Here is a 20,500-nt window from a genome sequence, read left to right on the forward strand (position 1 = left end):
TTGGATATAGCTCCGACTGTCGTTGACCCCATATCCGAAAATGAGCCATTAAAATGATTGCAATTAATTTCTATTAAAAGTCAAGAACGTTAAATGAACTGTCTCCCTTGTTGTGCTCCTGGACTTGGGAGATGGCAATGAATAGTAATCGGCAATATTTAGCTTTTTGTTAGGTAATTAGGCCAATCCCAATATTTTTTCTTATATGAAAAACATCAATTCCAGTTCAATGTCGTGCTAATGATTGTCCATCAACGTGCTAGTGATATCTTCGCTGGCTCGAAACTGCCCCAAAACAATTCAGAGAAAATGCTCTTGCTTACTTCGAACCTAGTAATTTCCCCTACCAAAAGTTATCCGAAGGAGTTTGGGTAGCAGCATTTTTCTGAAATTATAAGGCATCAGCAATCTAATCTCTGTTAACTTTCATTAACCTATTGATTACACGTTGATGTGGTATTAAAAAGGTTGCATCATAGGAATAAGAAAGGCGGCTAGAAGCCGCACAGAAAGCGTTATACAAACGGAGGTAACTGTGAGTTTAGAAGAACTTAATCTTGAAAATCTTCCCCTTCAAAATGAACTGGTTAAATCTGCTTGTTCTGCGTTTATTTCCGAAGACAATGTGGTTGCCGCAGTGTTATTAGGCTCATTGGCTGCAGGTAAGGGTGACCGAGTATCTGACGCTGACATTTTGATTCTTACCCAAAATGAATTTCATAAGTCCACACAAGAGTGCTTCTCAGCTTTTGAGCGTGGTAAAGAAATTTTCTATCGTAATCAAGGCTTTCATAACGAGAATGCGTACTTTACAAAGTACATTTTTACGGATTTAACCAGCACAGAGATTCATTGCCTAGATCTAAGCGAACCTTTTGATATATCTAGACCTTTCAAAGTGCTATTTGATAAAGCAAGTGTGGTGGAGTCAAGATTAACCGATGCTCCAGCGCCAAAGCACGAAGACTTTCCTGCATATACAAATGGTGACCAAGGCTTAATCTGGGAACTTTTAGAGTGTATAAAGTGGTTAAGCCGAGGTAAAAATGAACTAGCCAAATCTTACCTTAAGAAGTTGGCGGATAAGCTGTAACAGTTTGTATAACAAGCGTTTAAGACGGATTCACAACGCTTGGCATTTTCAGTTTGATTCAACTTTAGTGTTTACGGCACAATGGTTAGGTTTGGTGGTCACGTTGTTCCCCCCTTAACGCGGCGTTACCCCATAGAAATTTTTATCCGAAACTGGCGAGTTAGAGTTAAAGCTTTAACTCTTAGTTGTCCAAAATCTTGCTAGAAATTGGTCGCTCTTTATTGTCGCTGCAATAATCTTGGTGCTCGTACAAACCTCAAACATGCTCACACTTTCGTGCTCATCTCGTTATAGTTAGTTTGGAAATGGCCCCTTTCTAATCAAACTCTAATATCCAACTACGACAGTAAAGAAAAGCCCACCAGATGGTGGGCTTAGGATCATGCTTGATCAACAATATCTAAATGAGCAAACGCCGAGCGGATGAACTCAAATTGAGTTTGATGGCCGAGTCTAAAATCAGCACCGACAGACGTTTCATCTGGATACTCAGTAACCAGCTCAAAATCGACATGTAGGTTGTCTCGTACACTGATATCACAAGCAAAACCGTTAATAAGCTCAAATGGCAACGTTCCGGCATGAGCTCGATAACATTTCAGCTGCCGCTGGTTATAGCTCACCAATGCTTCAAATTGACTTAAATCCTGAGTAATAGCCTCAAGAAACGCTCTGGCTGCATCAGCTTTGCCATTGCGGTGACGCATGATCAAAAAGAATCCTTTCGGAATGGCCCACAACTCAAATCCACGCGGGCTATAACCAGTAAACGGCCGAGTCCATTCATGACTAGGATAACCATGTAGATTCAGGTGCAGTTTTGCGCCAGTTGCTTCAACCATCTTATTACGTAGCGCTTTTTCAAAGTTTTGCTCATCGCTTTGACTTTGAATATCGTTCCCTAAAGCGGTATAACGCGCGGCATGTGACATATGTAATGGATTATCACGGCGCAATTGATGAAATAAGTTCGCGCCCTCAGGGTTATGCATCGGCGCACAACCTAATGCCACTGGATATTCTTTACGAAGCATTGGCAAGGCTCGAAGGGCTGCACAGGTTCCGGTGGTTTCATTGGCATGCTGTGCCCCAGTAATCACAACTCCCGGATGACTACCATCAAATAAGCTAGCCGGTACGTTTAATCCTTTGCGACTGAGGCCATCAAACGGTTGGCCTGCTAAATCTTGAGTCAACTGAGTTAGCGTTGCGGTTATTTCATTTGGTTTTAGAGGCTCGCTCACCTGCGCTAAGGCATCATTTGAAAGTGCTTTAGCTGGCGCAAATTCATTTGCCTGATAAGGCTCTAAAGTTACTTTGAGTTGCCATGGCCCATCGTGATAACGAACTTCTGGAACAATCTGCCCCGGTTGCAACTCTCTTGAGCCGATATCGCGGCCACTATGAACGGTAAACAGCTCAATTAAAGAGAAATAGATATCTTCATGGAGCGCTTCAACAAAGCTAATATGCTCCTCGCCCCAATTTAATTTAAGATCGGCAAATGGCACATCAACCTGAATTTTAAGCCTTTCAAAATAAGGCTCTTGCTCTGGCCATGACCAAGATTGTAAATGGCCAATCAACTGTTCAAACAGCGTCTGTGCTTCGCATTTTAATGGAAATTGATCTTTGTCTGAGAATTGGATCCAGCCACAAGGGCTATAAAGATACTCATTCGCATGATCAAGTTGCATCTGATTCGGTGCAAAAACCTGCTCAATTTGTACATCGCCATTGCGACTAAAAAACATCACTTCATAAAAGTTATCCGCTGCGGTTTTCGAGCGAAATTCCACCTGGTATTTCTCTAAAAGCCCAGCTAAAGGAAACGCTTCTAATAAAAACCGCTTGCTCTTTTTATCACTAGGATGAGCCGGATAAGTAATGCGAATACGCTCAATTGAATCATCAAGCGGCGCATCTTCCAGAAAATAGTGAACAAGTGGCTTATAAGCACTATAAATTCGTGCTTTAACACCTTTTCCTTTGAGTTGATGTTCGATGCGACGGCGAGTCGTTTGATCAGCAAATACCCAAGCCTTAAATGGTTTGGTTTGCTCAGCCAGCCAATTGACGGTTGCTCTGAATTGTTGTTGTACAATAACCTCTGGCTGTGCCATATCTTCTCCTTAAGTGTTCCTTGAAAATCGGCGCTGATATTAATGCTTAATGCGAACTTGGGTCTAAGCGGTCGCGTAACCAGTCACCGAGTAAATTCATTCCTAGAACCGTTAACATAATAGCCAATCCTGGGAAAACACACACCCACCATGCTGTTTGCATATAGGTGCGCCCATCAGCCAACATTCCGCCCCAACTTGCAACACTTGGATCCACACCTAACCCTAAAAAGCTCAAACTACTGGCCAGAAGAATATTATTACCAATGTTGAGCATAGTCAGGATTAACACCGGGCCAAAGCAGTTTGGGAGAATATGACGAAAAATAATCAAATGGGTTGGGATCGCGCTCGCTCGAGCCGCTTGCACAAATTCCCGCTCACGCAGCGATAAAACACTGCCGCGGATAACGCGTGCATATTGGACCCACTGCGCCATGATCATAAATAAAATCAAAAAGCCAATACTTGAGCCAACAATCGCGGTAAAGGTAATAGCGAGCAAAATAAATGGCAACGCTAATTGAACGTCAGCAAAGCGCATCAGGAACATGTCCCAAAAACCACGATAAAATCCAGCGATTAGGCCAATGATTGCGCCCAAAACGAGTGAACCCACAACAGAGGTAAAACCGATTAGTAATGAAACTTGGCCCCCAACAATTACACGTGCGAGGATATCTCGTCCTAGAGGATCGGTTCCTAATAGATGCTGCATGGATGAAAACGGTGTCTGTAACCGATGCATCAGATCAATATGGCTACCGCCATCTGGATATAGCCATGGCGATAAAAGCACTAACGCTAGCATCACAAAGGTTAATAATGCTCCAACGACTAACTCAAAGCTGCGATACCAGCGCTTAGGCTTAGCCATTTTAATCACTTGAGTATTTTCACTAGCGCTCATGACGGATCCTTGGGTCGATTAATCCATATAACAGGTCAACGACGAGGTTCACCCCAATCACTAACAGTGCTAACACAGTGACAGAACCTTGCAACACGGCGTAATCTCGATTACTAATCGCATCAAATGCCAATGAGCCCATCCCCGGCCAACTAAAAACCTGCTCAATGACGACAATTCCCCCCACTAGGCTACCAAACTGAAGCCCTAAATAGGTCACCAACGGGATTGCAGCATTGCGCAAAGCATGTTTAAACAGCACTTGCCATTCACTTAAGCCTTTGCCTCGAGCAACCAAGATGTATTGGCTATTTAATGTTTCAAGCATCGTGGTGCGAACAAGACGCACATTAATGGCAGATAGAATGATTGCCATAGTTAAGCTTGGCAAAATCAATCCTGCCCCACTATCGGCGCCACTAGGTGGTAACCAGCCCAGGGTAATCGAGAAGAATAAAACCAGTAATAATGCCAGCCAGAAGTTAGGAAATGACAGGCCAACTAACGAGACAACGCGAATGATTTGATCAAGTTTGCCACCACGATAGATCGCAGCAAGCATCCCAAGCGGCAGCGCGATAATAATCGACAGCACTAATGAACTAACAGCCAACTCCAAAGTTGCAGGCAATGCCTGGGCTATCATATGTCCAACCGAGCGATGTCCGACAAAGCTAAAGCCAAACTGACCATGTAATAAACCTAATATGAATCGGCCATATTGCACCCAAAACGGTTGGTTCAGCCCCAATGCCTGACGAATATTATCTAAATCCTGAGGCGACAGGTTTCCAGATCCGGCCAACATGACCGCCGGATCGCCAGAAAGACGAATCGCCCAGGCAACTAATAAGGTGACAACAAACACGACAAACAGTGCTTGAATCAACCTTTTAGCAATATAAAACAGCATAATTAATCAATTTCCACTTACTTAACGCTCACGTGGGTTAAGCGCAAACGCATATCAGCTGGCGCTGCAAAATTTTGCACTCGTTTGTTTACCCCATAAATGGTATTGAGGTTATAAAGCGGCATTTCCCAATGATGTTTATACACGTACTGAGCAATTGACTGCAGAATAGGTAATCGTTTTTTCGGATCGACCATCTGACGCTGCTCTTCGAGTAATTTATCTAACTTGGCATTGCTGTTATACGGGTTATTGGTCTCATTTGAGTGATAAAGCAAATACGCCGTATTGTCATAGTCAAATGTCCATCCGCCCCAAGATTGCTGGAACATTTCACCAGTTTTACCATTGGGTACGATGTCGTTTAAGAAAACGTTAGAATCATATGGTTTGATGCTAGCCTGAATGCCAGCCATCGATAAGTAGCCAGCAACGGCCTGAACAACTTCACGGAACGTGCCATTATTGCCACGAAAATCAATCTCAACTTTCGCGCCATTTTTTACACCGGCAGCTTTCAATAATGCTTTGGCTTTTTTCAAATCATAAGGCAGTGGCTTAAGCGATGGATCGTAACCAAATGATAGCTTGCTTTGGAAACTGGTAATTGGTTTGGCTTGGCCGGCCAAAATTGAATTAATGATGGCATTGCGATCGACGGCCATAATCAATGCTTTTCGCACGTTTTCGTTTTTAGTAATACCGTTTTTAGTATTAAAACGCAGTGCATAAGTCGTTGGTCCGGTGTGGCTGACAACTTTCAGATCCGACTGGCTATTCACTTTTTTGATCATCGAAATTGGCATACTGGTAATGATATCCACCCGACCAGATTGCAATTCAGCCACTTGCGTCGCAGGCTCTTTAATGAAACGGTTAACGACTTTTTCCAATTTAGGCTTATCACCCCAGAAGCTATCATTACGTTCCAAAGTCGCAGACACATTGGGCTCATAAGAAACCATTTTAAACGGCCCGGTTCCAATTGGATGGGTATTAAAATAGGCATCGCCTTTTTCTTTGATATATTTAGGCGGAACAATCATCGCGCCGTAGCCAGCCAATTTGGTTAACAACACAGGATCAGGATGTGCCAGATGAAAATCAACCGTGTAATCATCAATAACTTTAATCGATTCAATGGCTGTATAGTTAGAGCGCTGTGGGCTGGCTTTATCAGCTAAGAGCCTTTCAAAGGTAAATTTTACAGCTTGAGCATTAAACGCTTCACCATTTTGGAAACTCACACCATGGCGCAAATGAAAACGAATCGTTTTGTTACTGTCCATGAACTCCCAGCTTGTTGCTAATGCAGGCTTAAGCTTCAAATCTGGTCCGCGAGCCGTTAATCCATCAAAAATATCGTTCGCAACAACTGACCAGTTCACTAAAAATGTATCAATCGGATCCCAAGTTCCTGGATCTTGAGCGACAGCCACAGTCAACGTATCAGAATCAGCGGCCAAAGCACTGTTAAACGATAACCCCAATGATGCAGCAATAGCTAAAGCAAGCACACTCTTATGAGCTGTGGGTAATATTTTGCGCATGATCTAAATCCTTTTGTTGGTGTGAAACAACCCAGTGATGCTTGCTAACCGCATGTAAAGCTTGCGCAATAGGCGGATTATTAACAGAGCGGACGGGACTGGGGATATCTTCGTTAATAGCTAATAAAGCAGGTTTATAATTCGGGTCAGCAACGGGTACAGCCGACAAGAGTTTACGCGTATACGGATGTTGCGGATTTTCAAAAATATCTTCGCGATGTCCATATTCGACAATCTGGCCAAGGTATAGAACCGCAACACGATGACTAATCTTTTCAACAACAGCCATGTCATGGGTAATAAATAAACACGCCAGGCCCAGCTGCGCTTGCAAGGACATCAATAAATTAAGAATCTGTGCTTGGATGGAAACATCCAGTGCCGCAATCGACTCATCGGCTATCAGCAGTTTTGGCTCAAGAGCTAAAGCTCTGGCGATACAAATTCGGGCGCGCTGACCACCCGAGAGCTCGTGGGCATATCGATGCGCATAACTTTCATCAAGGCCGACCTGATGGAGTAACTCCGTTACTCTGCGTTTAACATCGGCTTTGGTTGTAACTAAACCATGCGTTGTCATCGGCTCTGCAATGCTGGCAAAAATCGTTCGGCGTGGATTAAGCGATGCAAAGTGATCTTGAAAGATATACTGAATTTCACGCTGCAGAGCGACTTTTTCAGTTTTACTCATCGCGTTAAACGAACGGCCTTGATAGAACATGTCGCCTTGTTGAATCGGCAACAACTGTTGAATCATCTTGCCTACAGTTGATTTGCCAGACCCTGATTCACCGACCAGCGCCAATGTTTCACCGGGATATACCGCAAGAGAGACCTTTTCGCTGGCAAAGACTTGGTGTGTCGGTTTCCCCCACCACGTTTTTTTTACGGTAAAACGAGTGGTGACATCTTTAAGCTCAAGCAATGGCTCATTCCAATCAGGCTCTTTAAGCTGTGGCAAACTGTCATTGGCAGCGCTTTTTTCAAGCAACGTAAAATACGATGGCCCATGTTCACCACTCATCGAGCCAATTTGTGGTACCGCATTTAACAACGCTTTAGTATAAGAGTGCTCAGGGGCGCTAAATAACTGCTGTACAGGCCCTCTTTCTAACACTTGGCCTTTGCGCATCACGATGACATCGTCGGCCATCTGCGCCACAACCCCCATATCATGGGTGATGAACAGCACCGCCATATTCATTTCATCTTGTAGCTGGCGAATAATCTGGAGGATCTGTGCCTGAATAGTCACATCTAAGGCAGTTGTTGGTTCATCGGCAATCAGCAAATTTGGCTCGCAGCACAAGGCCATTGCAATCATCACCCGTTGGCGCATTCCACCCGAAAGTTCATGAGGATAACGATGAAGTAATGCACTCGCATCCGGTAGCCGCACTTTGGACAACCAGTGAATGGTCCGTTCTTTGGCTTCATGCTGCGATAAATTCAGGTGTATTTTTAACACCTCAGCCATTTGCTGACCGATAGTTAACACCGGATTAAGAGAAGTCATCGGCTCTTGATAAATCATTGCGATCCGATGGCCCCTAATCTGCCGAATTTGTGTTTTATCAAGACGTAATAAATTAAGCTCTTGGCCTTCATCAGGACGATAGATTATTTCACCCGAGCGAATTTGTGCCGGGGAATAATCAAGCAAGCGCATAATCGCCATCGAACTCACGGATTTTCCAGAGCCCGACTCACCAACAAGGGCCAATGTCTGTCCTGGCGCGATTGAAAAATTCAGGTCATCGACCGCATCCACCACCTCACCGTCTTCTAAAACAAAGCTTACGCTCAGATTCTTAACTGATAGTAATGGGAGATGAGAATTAGGAGTATTAGCTATGGAGCTCATAAATTTATCGAATTTCCTAAATTGCCAAACTACACAAAAGCATATTGTTGAACAAAGCAATAGATATGCCAAGCAACAAAATATCACCAAATATTAAAATTTCATTTTAAAACAATATATTATAAAAAATCGCTATTTTATAGCATTAAATAAAGTTCCATTTTTCACTATATTGGTGCAAATTACGCACCCATATAATGCAGGCTAATACTTTTAATCTATGAATATACTTTTTATAAGGCAATTGGCAACAAATAGATAGCTCAGTTGCCATTTGAAAGCGTTATCGAGCCAAAAAGCAAACCTCGCTATAAGGCATTTATTCTGACCCTTACGACTCACAATGTCCCTAGATTTATTTTACTAAGCTTGTTGATGTCAATATGGAACATAAATACATATTTAGGTGATAAGAGATTTTTAACAATTAGTCAGGAGCAGTTAAGCTTTTGTGATGAATGATGCAGCCAGCGGTGGTTGATTTAGACAAAGTAAATGTTTTGCTGTGGAGTCGGCCCAAAAAGAAAAAATCCCGACCGAGGCCGGGATTGAATAGAGTCATTCAAATGTTGAAGAGAGTCAGGAGCAACTTCGCGCATAAAAGACACTATCGCTCTGTCAGAACACTTATACCGATTTGGCGTGACAATTTTATGACAAAGCTAACAAAAACCAGATTTTAATTTATTAACGTTACCTGTTGGCCATGTATATTCAGCTTCAGTGATTGCCATTTAAACGTGTATCGATTTTCCTATTTTAGGATCCAATGGTATCTTATAGCTCCATTCAATCATCTCTACAAAGGAACGTGTCGTATGACTAACCGAACTTGTCATCGTTTCATCAAAGCCGGTGTCTTTGCACTGGTTGCCAGCGCCGCTATGAGCGCTCAAGCAAAAATCCACACTATTCGTTTTGCTGTTGACCCAACTTATCCTCCTTTTGAATCGAAACAGCCCGATGGCAAGCTCGTTGGCTTTGATATCGATTTAGGTAATGCAATCTGCCACCAGCTTCAAGCTAAATGTGTCTGGAAAGAAAGTAACTTCGATACCATGATCCCTGCTTTAAAAGCGCGTAAGTTCGATGGGATCCTTTCTGATATGGGCATTACCGATGCTCGCTTAAAAGAAATCAACTTCTCGATTCCAATTTACAACACCCCTATTCGCTTAGTTTCTCACAAAGGCAAACACCTAGAGCCTACCGCTAAGTCACTTAAAGGGCTGCGAGTGGGTGTAGAACAAGGCACCATTCAAGAAACTTATGCCAAAGCACACTGGCAACCACATGGTGTTGAAGTGGTTAGCTATGCTGACCAATCTCAGGTTGAGTCTGATTTAGTAAGTGGCCGTATCGATGCTTTATTTACTGATGCAGTACAAGCTCAGGTTGGTTTCTTATCTAAACCAGAAGCAAAAGATTTTGCGCTTACCGGTAAAGCCGTATCAGCTGAAGGTTTAGTTGGCCCTACAGCTATTGGTCTTAGAAAAGGCGATAAAAAGCTAAAAGCGGCAATTGATAAAGCTTTGGTAGAACTTGCTAAATCGGGCAAACTTTCTCAAATTGAGAAAAAATATTTCACGACTAACGTGATTGTTATCCCGCAAAACAAATAGCATTTTATTAAGTTAAACACCAAGGCTCTGCTATCTTGCAGGGCCTTTATTTTTAGGAAATCATTATGCATCAGTGTCAGCATCCGCTTAAAACTCAGACGCTTGGAACATCACGCTCAATTAGCAGTTTTCATTTTGGCTCGGATCATAAAACGAAAATCTATATTCAGGGCTCTTTGCACGCCGATGAGTTACCCGGCATGGTGGTCACTTGGTATCTAAAGCAAAAACTTAAATTAATTGAGCAAGAAGGCCGCCTTAAAGCAAACATTGTGCTGATTCCCCTAGCGAATCCTATTGGCCTAAATCAGTTTGTCCATGGCACCCAGATGGGACGTTTTGAGCAAGATAGTGGACAAGATTTTAACCGCAATTACCCAATTTTTGGCCCGCAATTGGCCAAGCAGCTAGAATCAGTGTTAAGCGATGATGCACAAGCGAATACTCAGCACGTTCGCCAAGCACTCGCCGAACATTTACAAGCGCTGGAACCTGTCACCGAGTTGCAATCACTGCGAGTTGAGCTGTTAAAATTAGCTCACGATGCTGATTTAATGCTGGACTTACATTGTGACTGGCAGGCCAGTGCTCATTTATATACGACCCCTGGGGCTTGGCCTGAGATTGAACCGTTGGCTCGTTATTTTGGTACAAAAGCACAATTACTCGCTGACATCTCTGGCGGCGAACCTTTTGACGAAGCCTGTGTTGAACCTTGGCATTATTTACAACAACATTTTAAAGGTCGTTTCCCGATTGAGCTTGGTCTTAAACCGGTCACGTTAGAACTTCGCGGAGTGGCCGATGTTAGCGCCGAACAAGGTCAAAAAGATGCCGATGCAATTATCGCGTATCTGACTCACTGCGGCTATATCAGTGCAGAGAAAACGCCAATGCCTGAGCTAATCTACCCAGCGACCCCATTAGCAGGTTGTGAATATATTAACTCTGATGTCTCAGGTGTGCTTTTACATCACGCTCAAGTGGGAGAAGTGGTAGCAAAAGGACAATTGCTCGCTGAAGTGCTCAATCCAATTACCGATGAACTCACGCCTCTATATGCATCGGTTGACGGCATGTATTACGCTCGTCATTGGCAACGGTTTGTCAGTGCAGGAATGCTCGTTGCAAGAATTGCAAGCAGCGAAGCCAACCGAAGCGGTGACTTGCTGGTCCCCTAGCCTAAAAATTTTGCTGCGTTGACTATTTACTATCGGCGCGGCGAATTTGCTCTGCTAATTCAGCTAAATGCTCATCGCTTGCCCGCTCGCAGTCATGCGATGACAAATATCCTTCGTAACGCTCAAAGAATTTATGTTGTCTTGATTCAATGAGCTTAAACGTACTGTCAGTGCCAGTCCCATGCATTGGAAACAACTTCGCATGCAGGTGATCAACGCCATATCCTTCAAACATCATTCCGCACCGAGCAACATCATCAAACGCTTTATCCAGTAATAAAGCGACTTTCTTTGTCGCAATGACCAAATCGGCTAAAACCTTGTCATCTTGCTCAAATGCATAGCTGCCATAATGCTGCTTTGGAATAACAACGCTAAAGCCATCGGTATTGGGGAAAATAGATAAAAAAGCCATATGGTGTTCATCTTCCCAGATCTTATGGCACGGCATCCTCCCTGCAACCATCTCACAAAAAATACAGCTCATTGGTTATGTTCTCCTGATAAATTAATCCAATAACGGGCGATTCGATATCCTAAGATTGGCCCATAAACAATTTCTTCAAGCCTGCCGCCACAAGCTTCGATAATGGCCCGAGATGCCATGTTATCTTCTTTGGCAGTAATTAACACTTTATCAATGCCCAACTCTTTTGCTTTTGGCAAAGCAAGTTTTAGCATCAATTTACCCAACCCCTGCTGACGATAACTGGGTGAAATATGATAACCAATATGGCCTCCTTCGGTGCGCAAAAATTGATTTCCAAGAGGATGACGAATCCGAATGGCACCATAAATATGCTCAGTTTTAGCATGATAAAGCCAGAAATGGTGGCATAAAATGGCGCTGTTTGAGCGATTAGAATGATGACCTTCGCGCTTTAGCATGCGGATGTATTCAGAAAAATTTGCCATGCAAGGAAGATATTCAGCACTGTTTGGGCCATCGTACAGTACAAAGTCATCGACAAATGCTTCAAAAGCTTCATGCAAAGCTAATGTTGGGCTGACCAGCTGACAGTCGCTTAAATGAGTTGTCACCGATGACACATCCTTGTTTAGGATACTTATCTATTTACCGATTAAATATCAAATGGCTCTGCCTGAGCCATATTAATTAGCCAGAGCAGCTAATGCCAACAATACCGGAATTGAAACCATACTCATAATGGTTGAAAGCGTCAGGCTAATGCAAGGAAAAACTGTATTTCGCCCAGTCAATTGCGCGAACAACACTGACATGCCAGCTACAGGGCAAGCCGATAGGATGATTGCAATCACTAATAACTGGTTGTTAATCCCCGCCATAATGAGCCCGGCAAGGACAATCCCAGGGAAAACCAAGTTTCTCGCAAAGGTGCTCACCCAAGCCATACCATTGATAAAGATTTTTTTAAGGTCGATTTGGGTCATTGCCGCTCCAACAACGAGCATTGATAAAGCTGTATTCATACTGCCAATGTAGCCAAGAGTTGAAACAATCGGGGTTGGCAGTTTCACAGAGCCAATAAAGAAAATAATCCCGACTATCGCCATAATCGTATTTGGATTTAGCAGCACTTTAGCCAATGCTTTACGATCAATTTTTCCGGTGTAGGTTAAAAGTCCATGAGTCCACATGAATAGACCATTAATTGCAATATAAACAGAACCATAAAACACACCAGAGTGACTAATTGCAGCCACCAGCGGGATCCCCATAAAACCGCAGTTAGAGTAAACCGACGTAAATTGCATGGGTACAATCAACGATTCATCTTTGAGCGTTTTTTTATTAAACAGCAACTTACTTAAAATAATATAGACAATGTGAATCGCGATGGTTACCACTAACATCACCAAAAAGTTATGCAACATCTTAGGTGAAAATGGGATCTGAAAGGCCTTGAGTATGAGGCATGGCATTACGATATAACAAAGCAGCCAAGTCAGTTTTTGACTCAAATGAGTATCAATCACTTTGTATTTGGCTAATCCATACCCAAGAGCCATTAAGATAAAGAGGACGAGGATCTGATCTATCATTACTGAAATCGGCATTTTACTTCACTTTTACAGGATTAATGACCACTTAAGATCTAAATATTACACATTTAAACCTTATGTTATCATGATTTTGCACAATTCATATTAACAATATAACGCCCTTTTATGACCCTAAATTTATAAACACAAGGGACTGACATCGATAGTTTTTGGCAAAATACCTAGCAAAAATTAGAGGATTAAATGTTCTAAAAGGAAGGGAAAATAGCCAATAGACAGGCCAACTAGGGCCAATAGAATTGAGTCTTTAGGACATAGGAGTCATACAGAATTCAAACTTATTCACGTAATTGATCAACTACCCCGACAAAGCGCGCGACCCCGGCCCCAACATCTTCAAGACCATGTTGAACGGTGTGAATATCATCTTCGCCTTGTAAAGCGACATGGTTAACCGAGTCGAGATTATCATCCATTTTTTTAATTAAACGCGTGTTTTCTTGCACTACGTTGGTAATTTCTTCGGTGGCGTCAGATGTTCTCGATGCGAGTTTACGAACTTCATCGGCAACAACTGCAAAACCTCGACCCGACTCTCCAGCTCTTGCTGCCTCAATCGCTGCGTTCAGCGCCAGCAAATTAGTCTGATCCGCAATGCCATTAATTGTGGTCACAATTTCATTGATATTTTTTGATTGAGCCATTAGCTCAGAACCTAATCCGGCAGCGCTTTTAACTTTTTTTGCCACTTTATGGGAAGTTTGAACGGCATCGTTAAGCACATTAATCGCCGATTCAGTAATTCGCGACGTTTGCTCTGAAATTGCAGCAGCCATCTCCACCGCCTGAATGGCTAAAGTCACTCTATCGGTGATATCACTGGCAAATTTAATGATCTTATAGACTTTTCCACGGCTATCAAAAATTGGATTGTAGGTCGCTTCAAGCCATATGACATTGCCGCGGCTATCTTGACGCTTGAACTTACCGGTAAAGTGCTCACCACGCTGCAATCGTTCCCAGAAATTAGGGTTCTGTTTATAAAACTCCGGGAAACAAAACATTTTATGGTGCTGATTGACGATATCACTAAGTTGATATCCCATTGTATTTAAAAAGTTTTGATTGGCTTGAACCACATAGCCATCAGGGGTAAATGCAATCACTGCCTGAGATTTATCCAGCGCATCTAAAATGGCATTTTTAGCTTCGAGATTCTTAATACTTTCGGTAATATCACTGCAAATCTTTATGACTTTCACAACGCGGTGATTGCTATCTTTAACTGGAAAATAACTCGCTTGCAAAAACAGTCTCTTACCGTTTTTACGAAGCCGGGTAAATGTACCGCCGTGGCTTTCACCAGCGGCCAGATGGCTCCAAAAATTTTGGTATTCGCTACTGCCAATATATGATTTTTCACAAAACATCCGATGGTGTTGTCCAACTATTTCATCGAGTTGATAACCAACTGCAGCTAAAAAAAGTTCATTCGCATCGAGAATCGTGCCATCAGGTTTAAAAGCTATGTAAGCGGTATTTGAGCGAATAGAATCTAATTCATGTTCTAAGTCTAGATTCATCGCTTCTGCGCGTGCGAGCTGGGCTGCCAGATTCTTTTGACTAAACCACATAAAAAGCTCCTGTGAAAAACCATACTAATAAAAGTTTGCTTTAACGATTCATTCGCCACTCATTCACTTAAAGATATATAGAGATTGGTCAATTCGCATAAAAAATTCGCGGATTTCTCAAAGCTGTCTTATTTTTAATCCGATTAATACATTGCTTGTCGCCAAGCGAAATTATTTTAAAAGCGAAAGTAACCTATGTAGCAAAAGCAGCGTTGTTGGCGAATAACAAAGCCAACAATGCTCTTTTAGGAGCCCTTTTTAATGAGCCAACAACCCAATAGTTCAACTCAACCTAATTTTGTCGGTCCCAAACCCAGACGGCGGAATTTGCGTAACGCAATTCCACCCGCAGCGCGGCACGTCCGTGGCTGGCGATATTTTGCTGGTATTTTTGGTGGCGAGCATATTGCTGCAACTGAATTTGTAATCGGCGTAACCTTCGTAACCATGGGCGTTGGAACCAAAGAATTACTACTCGGGCTGCTGATTGGCAACTTGTTAGCCGTTGCAAGTTGGATGCTTGTCACCACACCAATTGCGGTTGAAACCCGCCGCACACTATTTAATTACCTTGAGCAGATTACCGGGCCTTACTTTAGCAAAATCTACAATAGTGCCATTTTGCTATTTTATGGCGCTCTGGCTGCTGCGATGATAACTGTTTCGGCCTATGCGGTACGTTTTGCTTTGCACCTTCCCGTCCAACTAGAGCCTTATCCAACTTCCATCGCATTTATTGTCGTCACATTATTACTAAGCGCCGTGGTAGTCATTGTCGCGGCTCGCGGCTTTGAAGCGATGGCCAACTTTGCCACCATTTGCTCACCGTGGATGCTGACCTGTTTTGTTTGTGGCGCGGCGATAGCGCTACCAGCTTTGGCATTACATATCACAGGTGAAAGTGGGATCAGCGAGTTTTCAGGCTTTATTGACATCGCCCATCAGACCATTTGGACCGGAACAACCCCTAAAGGTGACCCGGGGATTTCAACCTGGGAGGTAGCCGCTTTCGCTTGGGCCAACGGAGCTATGGTTCACCTTGGGCTGATTGATATGGCGACTTTTCGCTTTGCCCATCGCAAGTGGTATGGGGTGTTTTCAAGCATTGGGATGTTTCTTGGCCATTACATTGGCTGGATTTGTGCCGGCTTAATGGGTGCTGGCGCGGCGGTGTTAGTCGGCTCTAATTTAATTCAGCTCGATTCCGCAGACGTTGCGTTTGCTACATTGGGTTATATGGGCCTATTAGCCGTTATCTGTGCCGGGTGGACCACAGCGAATGCTTGTCTGTACCGCGCGGGACTTGCAGCAAATGCGCTAATGCCCACGTTATCGCGAGGCAAAGTGACAGCAATTATCGGCGTTGTTATTGCGATAGCGGCCTGTTTTCCGTTTGTTGCCCAATCAGTGATGCCGCTGACGGTGTATGGCGCAATTCTATTGTGTCCAGTTGGGGCAATCACGATTGCCGAGCACTATTTGCTGCCAAAACTCGGACTTACTCGTTATTGGTCACGCTATTTAGGCCAAAAATTAAATTTAGCGGCATTAATAGTCTGGATGGTATCACTGGCTTTTGCCGTGATGATGATGCTTACCAACGCAATAAGCTTTTATTTTATTTTTATTCCAGAATATCTGATTGCTTTGGTGCTCTATCCGATTATCGCAAGTGCGCTAGGCGCCCGTGATTCTTGGCCTGCCGATGAAACACGCCAAGCGCAGCGCGAGCAGCTTCTTATCGATTTTGAACAAAATCGACTGGCGCAAAACGAAGAAGATCAAGAGGAAGACCCATCGGATGCACATACTGCTTTGGCCGCCAAAATACTATTAATTGGAGCTGCAGGCGTCTTATTGTTTATGGTGATTCTAGCCTTTCGACTGTTGCTCAGTGAGCCAACCTCAGAGGTTCTTAATACGATGCGCGAAGATTACTTTGTTACAACGGTTGCCCTAACCTTCGCTTACTTTGTTTTAGCGCTGGTTGCAATGCGCGTTACAGATGGGCCAAGTGAAGAGTCCTAAACCACAACAGATTTGATATTGATATTGCCACGAACGCATTCGTGGCAATATCCCCTAAGATTCATTGGCTTTATCTGGATATTTTTCCCGGATAGCAACAAAGCCCTCGATATTATCTAAAAATAGTTTGGTAAGAGTTGGATCGAACTGTTTGCCACATTGCTCTTCAAATAAATTTATCACTCTATCCAAGGGCCACGGCTTTTTATAACAACGTTCACTTAACAGCGCATCGAATACATCGACAATAGCCGTAATGCGCGAAAATATATGAATATCTTCTCCAGACTTACCAGATGGATAGCCATTGCCATTCCAGTGTTCATGATGTTCCAGGGCGATGATCGCCGCATAGTGCAGAATTTTACCTTCACTGGAACTTAAAATTTTATAACCAATATCGACATGCCCCTGCATAATACGCCATTCATCAGGATCAAGTTTGCCGGGTTTTTCTAAAATGGCTTCTTGAATCCCAATTTTACCAATATCATGCATCGGGCTAACAATCTCAATCGTCTGACACTCATCAGCACTTAATCCGCAAAGTTTGGCCAAAACAGAGGACATTTTTGCAACGCGTTTAACATGGTTGCCCGTCTCACCAGAGCGAGTTTCAATGGCATCTCCAAGCAGATGAATTAAGTCTTTTTGCACATCAACTGTTTTCTTCTGCAATTCAACAATTTTCTGACTCTGGCGATTAATTTCGCGTTTGCGTTTTAGTAAAAGCGCTAACACAAAAATAATGGCGATTAGGATAATAATCGTTGAACCTGTAATCGCTAAGAGCTTCCAATTGGCATAAATGAACGATTTCGGTTTTCCTATAATGAAAGATTTACGAGGTAATAATTGTTCATCAATATGATGTTGCCGAAGTGCATCATAATCAAACACAAACCCCTCAATAGGATTATTCGCGACAGGCTCATGGACCTCTTTGGGAAGCTGATTAATTAATAACTGAACAGAGCGAAAGCCCAGTTGATAAGAGCGAGTAACATAGCCACCTAACACACCCCCGCTAATATAGAACTTCCAAAGTACAAACACTGGAGCTCGACTGTAATGACCTATTTGATAAGCTATTTGGCCATATTCGTGAAAGATATTAAATCGTTTTTCAGTGTTAAAATGGGTCAATAATACCGCATCGTCCGGCGATGCTTTTTCAAGTAAGTAACGGGTATCATTTAAAGAAAAATCGCGGATTTGTACTAAATTAATCTGCGGATATTTTTTAATAACCTGTAGCACTTCTTGATGAATCAGACTGGCGGTATAACTTCTGTCTACCAAGAAATAGAGATTTTGCAGATTGGGTCGGAGCCGTAAAATCAATTTAATATTTTCTTCGATATAATCTTTTTCATACAGAATAACGCCCTTATCCGTCGTTGCAACTAAAGAAGCCTTTGGATTGCCGATACCTACCGCCACAGTGGGCAAATTACGAAGATTCGGCATGTCGAGCGTATTGAAAAAATTTAGCGCATTATCATCGGTAACAATCACACCATCAAATGGGTAATTTTTATATTTCTTACGTAAGTAACTACGAATCGTAGCCAAATAATCAGGATTGAATATCCGTTTGGTATCGAGGTATTCAATCGAAAACTTTAAAGCGCCATCAGTGGCCTGATTTGCATCATCAATCCCTTTTTGCAGCTCAGATGTCCACTGATATGAAGCATCATAAGAATGTAAGACGAGTATTCGTGGCGCCGCTTGATTTTGCGCAGAAACATTGATGCTGCAGACGCTCAAAAAAATAATGATTATTAAGCTGATACGTATATGCATTTTGGCTATCGTCACTTATACATTTATAGAAAAGCTTTTAGCAAAGCATATAGCAGGCTGAAATTTTTGCCCAATACCAACCATTTAATTTTTAACAGAAAATGATTGTAAAACTTTAATTTCTCGCAAAATCAATCAGATGAAAAAACAACCCTCTTAAAAGAAATTTTCTTATGCTAAAAGCTCTGTAGATAAACAACGCAGCTTATTGGTTGGTAAGAGTTAGCAATAGCTCTTTAACCCATGGAAGATAAACAGCCATACCTCAGAGACCATCACTGCCTTGCACTTTTCCAGAGTAAAAAAGCCTCAGCGGCTAAATCGGAAAGTTTGGAGCTAACTGCTCGCTCACGATATGCAGAACTTGAATTCTCGGCAATTGGAGCACTTTGAGCGATCGCCTGCGCTAATTGTTGCAAATAGCAATACCCGCTCTGGCTATATGCACGCGATTCATCATCAGTCATTTTTAACATAAAACTATAGCCAAAAGCACCAATGCTACAATTTACATCCAGGTAATAATGCTCCTGATGCTCAAATAAAAACCAGCTACTTACTTGCCAATCAAAAACTCTCATCTTTTAGCCTTTTTTAAAACCATCCATTTAATTAATAAATTTATTATTTAACCAATTGATTTAATAATATAGACACAAATAGATGAGAGAACCCCATGTTAAGTATTTTTCTTGGAACAAAAAAGAGACGATTAAAAATATGGATATCGAAGGCAGCGAGAACATCGCACATCTGATGGCGAATGAACTAGTCGAAACATTTAATTTCGTTGCTATTAAAGACTTTCAAAATAAAATCGCCATCTCCTTTGCATTAGGAGATGGCATTCTTGGTCTTTCATATAGCAAGCATGGAAGAATCACAAATGAATACATGACAGAAAGCATCCGCGCCTCTATCAGCTATCTACGCCTCTATATGCCTGAATATCTCGATCTTAGAAACCATAGTTAAACCAGTAACGACCATAGAAATAGGCCACTTATACATCAGCGATTAGAAATAGCCATCGACAGCAATACCTATCGCTTCAAAAGAAACGCCGTTGGGAGCATCATCATTATCATCCATTTGAGCAATAGTCCCGCGCCAAAGGCTTAATTGTAGCTTTTTAAATATATAGCTATAACCCTGCTCAGGAGATTCTTTATCATATTCGTCATCATTTTCAACACAAGCAACCGCTTGTTTAGCAGTGACAGAATGTAAATTAATGCCTTTATAAAAGGCTGCAAATTTATTTGATTTTGCCAGTTCTATAAATTCAACTTTATCATTTTCATCGAAATCAATCATAAAACCAGATAGGTAACCTACCCGTCCATTCCCTGAAAACTCAGGTTTGCCAAAACACGTATTAACTTCAGCTCTTGTCATTCCCAATTTGATTGGGCCAATTCCAAGGTGTGGTGTTATCTCAAATTTATGCATTGTTGTTTGAGGTTCCTCTTGAATTTAGATGGTTTATTACTAAATTTTACAGCTCGGAGGGATGATATAATCACATATGTTATGTTTCACTGTTAGATTTAATATTTTTCATATTCCCTGTACATAAATTTGGATAATTTATTGGAAATACCCGCCCAATTTATGTCTTGGTATCTTTCTAAAATTGACTCAAACGCTAATTATAACCTTTGGCCACAAATACTCATTAAGCACAATTGCATAATTCAACGAGTCTTAAGTGTGAAAATTAATCACGAAACGAACCTGAAAATTTTCTCCACCGTCATGGCTTGGACCAATGGTAAAATTCACCC

The 20,500-nt window shown here is 42.2% G+C and carries 17 protein-coding genes; 5 read left to right on the forward strand and 12 right to left on the reverse strand.

Annotated features, from left to right (window positions below; translation table 11 throughout):
* Nucleotides 1-535 precede the first annotated feature (535 nt).
* Nucleotides 536-1,093, forward strand: coding sequence for a nucleotidyltransferase domain-containing protein (locus ABTQ23_RS06360; protein ID WP_408614833.1), 558 nt, complete (start codon nucleotides 536-538; stop codon nucleotides 1,091-1,093).
* Between the two features lie 380 nt (nucleotides 1,094-1,473).
* Here ABTQ23_RS06360 and ABTQ23_RS06365 read toward each other — a convergent pair whose 3' ends face one another.
* Genes ABTQ23_RS06365 through ABTQ23_RS06385 form a run of 5 tightly spaced genes read right to left on the reverse strand, consistent with a single transcriptional unit; the run spans nucleotide 1,474 to nucleotide 8,453 of the window.
* A complete protein-coding gene (locus tag ABTQ23_RS06365; protein WP_408614834.1) occupies nucleotides 1,474-3,216 on the reverse strand; it encodes a M14 family metallopeptidase in 1,743 nt (580 codons plus the stop codon).
* Nucleotides 3,217-3,262: 46 nt separating this feature from the next.
* Nucleotides 3,263-4,126, reverse strand: a complete 864-nt coding sequence (locus ABTQ23_RS06370; protein ID WP_408614835.1) for an ABC transporter permease — start codon at nucleotides 4,124-4,126, stop codon at nucleotides 3,263-3,265.
* Nucleotides 4,116-5,039 (reverse strand): ABC transporter permease, encoded by a 924-nt coding sequence (locus tag ABTQ23_RS06375; RefSeq protein WP_408614836.1) that lies wholly within the window; start codon nucleotides 5,037-5,039, stop codon nucleotides 4,116-4,118. Before ABTQ23_RS06375 ends, ABTQ23_RS06370 begins: the two co-directional genes overlap by 11 nt.
* A 17-nt stretch (nucleotides 5,040-5,056) precedes the next feature.
* Nucleotides 5,057-6,589, reverse strand: a complete 1,533-nt coding sequence (locus ABTQ23_RS06380; protein ID WP_408614837.1) for an ABC transporter substrate-binding protein — start codon at nucleotides 6,587-6,589, stop codon at nucleotides 5,057-5,059.
* A complete protein-coding gene (locus tag ABTQ23_RS06385) occupies nucleotides 6,561-8,453 on the reverse strand; it encodes an ABC transporter ATP-binding protein (RefSeq protein WP_408614838.1) in 1,893 nt (630 codons plus the stop codon). Before ABTQ23_RS06385 ends, ABTQ23_RS06380 begins: the two co-directional genes overlap by 29 nt.
* A gap of 818 nt (nucleotides 8,454-9,271) precedes the next feature.
* Here ABTQ23_RS06385 and ABTQ23_RS06390 point away from each other — a divergent pair.
* Nucleotides 9,272-10,075, forward strand: a complete 804-nt coding sequence (locus ABTQ23_RS06390) for an ABC transporter substrate-binding protein (RefSeq protein WP_408614839.1) — start codon at nucleotides 9,272-9,274, stop codon at nucleotides 10,073-10,075.
* A 62-nt stretch (nucleotides 10,076-10,137) separates the two neighbouring features.
* Nucleotides 10,138-11,256: a succinylglutamate desuccinylase/aspartoacylase family protein gene (locus tag ABTQ23_RS06395; protein WP_408615039.1), complete on the forward strand. Its 1,119-nt coding sequence runs from the start codon at nucleotides 10,138-10,140 to the stop codon at nucleotides 11,254-11,256.
* Nucleotides 11,257-11,278: 22 nt separating this feature from the next.
* Here ABTQ23_RS06395 and ABTQ23_RS06400 read toward each other — a convergent pair whose 3' ends face one another.
* The 4 genes from ABTQ23_RS06400 to ABTQ23_RS06415 form a co-directional block, all read right to left on the reverse strand.
* Nucleotides 11,279-11,743, reverse strand: coding sequence for an HIT family protein (locus ABTQ23_RS06400; protein ID WP_408614840.1), 465 nt, complete (start codon nucleotides 11,741-11,743; stop codon nucleotides 11,279-11,281).
* A complete protein-coding gene (locus tag ABTQ23_RS06405) occupies nucleotides 11,740-12,297 on the reverse strand; it encodes a GNAT family N-acetyltransferase (RefSeq protein WP_408614841.1) in 558 nt (185 codons plus the stop codon). Before ABTQ23_RS06405 ends, ABTQ23_RS06400 begins: the two co-directional genes overlap by 4 nt.
* A 72-nt stretch (nucleotides 12,298-12,369) precedes the next feature.
* Nucleotides 12,370-13,296 (reverse strand): AEC family transporter, encoded by a 927-nt coding sequence (locus ABTQ23_RS06410; RefSeq protein WP_408614842.1) that lies wholly within the window; start codon nucleotides 13,294-13,296, stop codon nucleotides 12,370-12,372.
* A 284-nt stretch (nucleotides 13,297-13,580) separates the two neighbouring features.
* Entirely contained in the window at nucleotides 13,581-14,876 is a 1,296-nt protein-coding gene (locus tag ABTQ23_RS06415; RefSeq protein ID WP_408614843.1) for a methyl-accepting chemotaxis protein, read from the reverse strand.
* A 261-nt stretch (nucleotides 14,877-15,137) separates the two neighbouring features.
* Between ABTQ23_RS06415 and ABTQ23_RS06420 the strand changes: the two genes are divergently transcribed.
* Nucleotides 15,138-16,904 carry a purine-cytosine permease family protein gene (locus ABTQ23_RS06420; protein ID WP_408614844.1) on the forward strand — a complete coding sequence of 589 codons (1,767 nt, stop codon included), beginning with the start codon at nucleotides 15,138-15,140 and terminating at the stop codon, nucleotides 16,902-16,904.
* Nucleotides 16,905-16,958: 54 nt separating this feature from the next.
* Here the strand turns inward: ABTQ23_RS06420 and ABTQ23_RS06425 are convergent, their stop codons facing one another.
* Nucleotides 16,959-18,677, reverse strand: coding sequence for an HD domain-containing phosphohydrolase (locus ABTQ23_RS06425; protein WP_408614845.1), 1,719 nt, complete (start codon nucleotides 18,675-18,677; stop codon nucleotides 16,959-16,961).
* Nucleotides 18,678-18,988: 311 nt separating this feature from the next.
* The gene (locus ABTQ23_RS06430) at nucleotides 18,989-19,294 is read right to left on the reverse strand and encodes a hypothetical protein (protein ID WP_408614846.1); all 306 of its coding nucleotides are present in this window, start codon (nucleotides 19,292-19,294) and stop codon (nucleotides 18,989-18,991) included.
* 82 nt (nucleotides 19,295-19,376) lie between these two features.
* Between ABTQ23_RS06430 and ABTQ23_RS06435 the strand changes: the two genes are divergently transcribed.
* Entirely contained in the window at nucleotides 19,377-19,688 is a 312-nt protein-coding gene (locus ABTQ23_RS06435; protein WP_408614847.1) for a hypothetical protein, read from the forward strand.
* Between the two features lie 42 nt (nucleotides 19,689-19,730).
* Here ABTQ23_RS06435 and ABTQ23_RS06440 read toward each other — a convergent pair whose 3' ends face one another.
* Nucleotides 19,731-20,165, reverse strand: coding sequence for a hypothetical protein (locus ABTQ23_RS06440; RefSeq protein WP_408614848.1), 435 nt, complete (start codon nucleotides 20,163-20,165; stop codon nucleotides 19,731-19,733).
* Nucleotides 20,166-20,500 lie beyond the last annotated feature (335 nt).

This window comes from Celerinatantimonas sediminis (assembly GCF_046054195.1).
Taxonomy (GTDB): Bacteria; Pseudomonadota; Gammaproteobacteria; order Enterobacterales; family Celerinatantimonadaceae; genus Celerinatantimonas.

What these genes read in the sequence shown, in the direction of transcription:
- ABTQ23_RS06370 (WP_408614835.1), bottom strand. Translation starts at nt 4,126, where the DNA reads ATGAGCGCTAGTGAAAATACTCAAGTGATTAAAATGGCTAAGCCTAAG.
- ABTQ23_RS06375 (WP_408614836.1), bottom strand. Translation starts at nt 5,039, where the DNA reads ATGCTGTTTTATATTGCTAAAAGGTTGATTCAAGCACTGTTTGTCGTG.
- ABTQ23_RS06440 (WP_408614848.1), bottom strand. Translation starts at nt 20,165, where the DNA reads ATGCATAAATTTGAGATAACACCACACCTTGGAATTGGCCCAATCAAA.
- ABTQ23_RS06415 (WP_408614843.1), bottom strand. Translation starts at nt 14,876, where the DNA reads ATGTGGTTTAGTCAAAAGAATCTGGCAGCCCAGCTCGCACGCGCAGAA.
- ABTQ23_RS06430 (WP_408614846.1), bottom strand. Translation starts at nt 19,294, where the DNA reads ATGAGAGTTTTTGATTGGCAAGTAAGTAGCTGGTTTTTATTTGAGCAT.
- ABTQ23_RS06435 (WP_408614847.1), top strand. Translation starts at nt 19,377, where the DNA reads ATGAGAGAACCCCATGTTAAGTATTTTTCTTGGAACAAAAAAGAGACG.
- ABTQ23_RS06390 (WP_408614839.1), top strand. Translation starts at nt 9,272, where the DNA reads ATGACTAACCGAACTTGTCATCGTTTCATCAAAGCCGGTGTCTTTGCA.
- ABTQ23_RS06385 (WP_408614838.1), bottom strand. Translation starts at nt 8,453, where the DNA reads ATGAGCTCCATAGCTAATACTCCTAATTCTCATCTCCCATTACTATCA.
- ABTQ23_RS06380 (WP_408614837.1), bottom strand. Translation starts at nt 6,589, where the DNA reads ATGCGCAAAATATTACCCACAGCTCATAAGAGTGTGCTTGCTTTAGCT.
- ABTQ23_RS06420 (WP_408614844.1), top strand. Translation starts at nt 15,138, where the DNA reads ATGAGCCAACAACCCAATAGTTCAACTCAACCTAATTTTGTCGGTCCC.
- ABTQ23_RS06365 (WP_408614834.1), bottom strand. Translation starts at nt 3,216, where the DNA reads ATGGCACAGCCAGAGGTTATTGTACAACAACAATTCAGAGCAACCGTC.
- ABTQ23_RS06410 (WP_408614842.1), bottom strand. Translation starts at nt 13,296, where the DNA reads ATGCCGATTTCAGTAATGATAGATCAGATCCTCGTCCTCTTTATCTTA.
- ABTQ23_RS06400 (WP_408614840.1), bottom strand. Translation starts at nt 11,743, where the DNA reads ATGAGCTGTATTTTTTGTGAGATGGTTGCAGGGAGGATGCCGTGCCAT.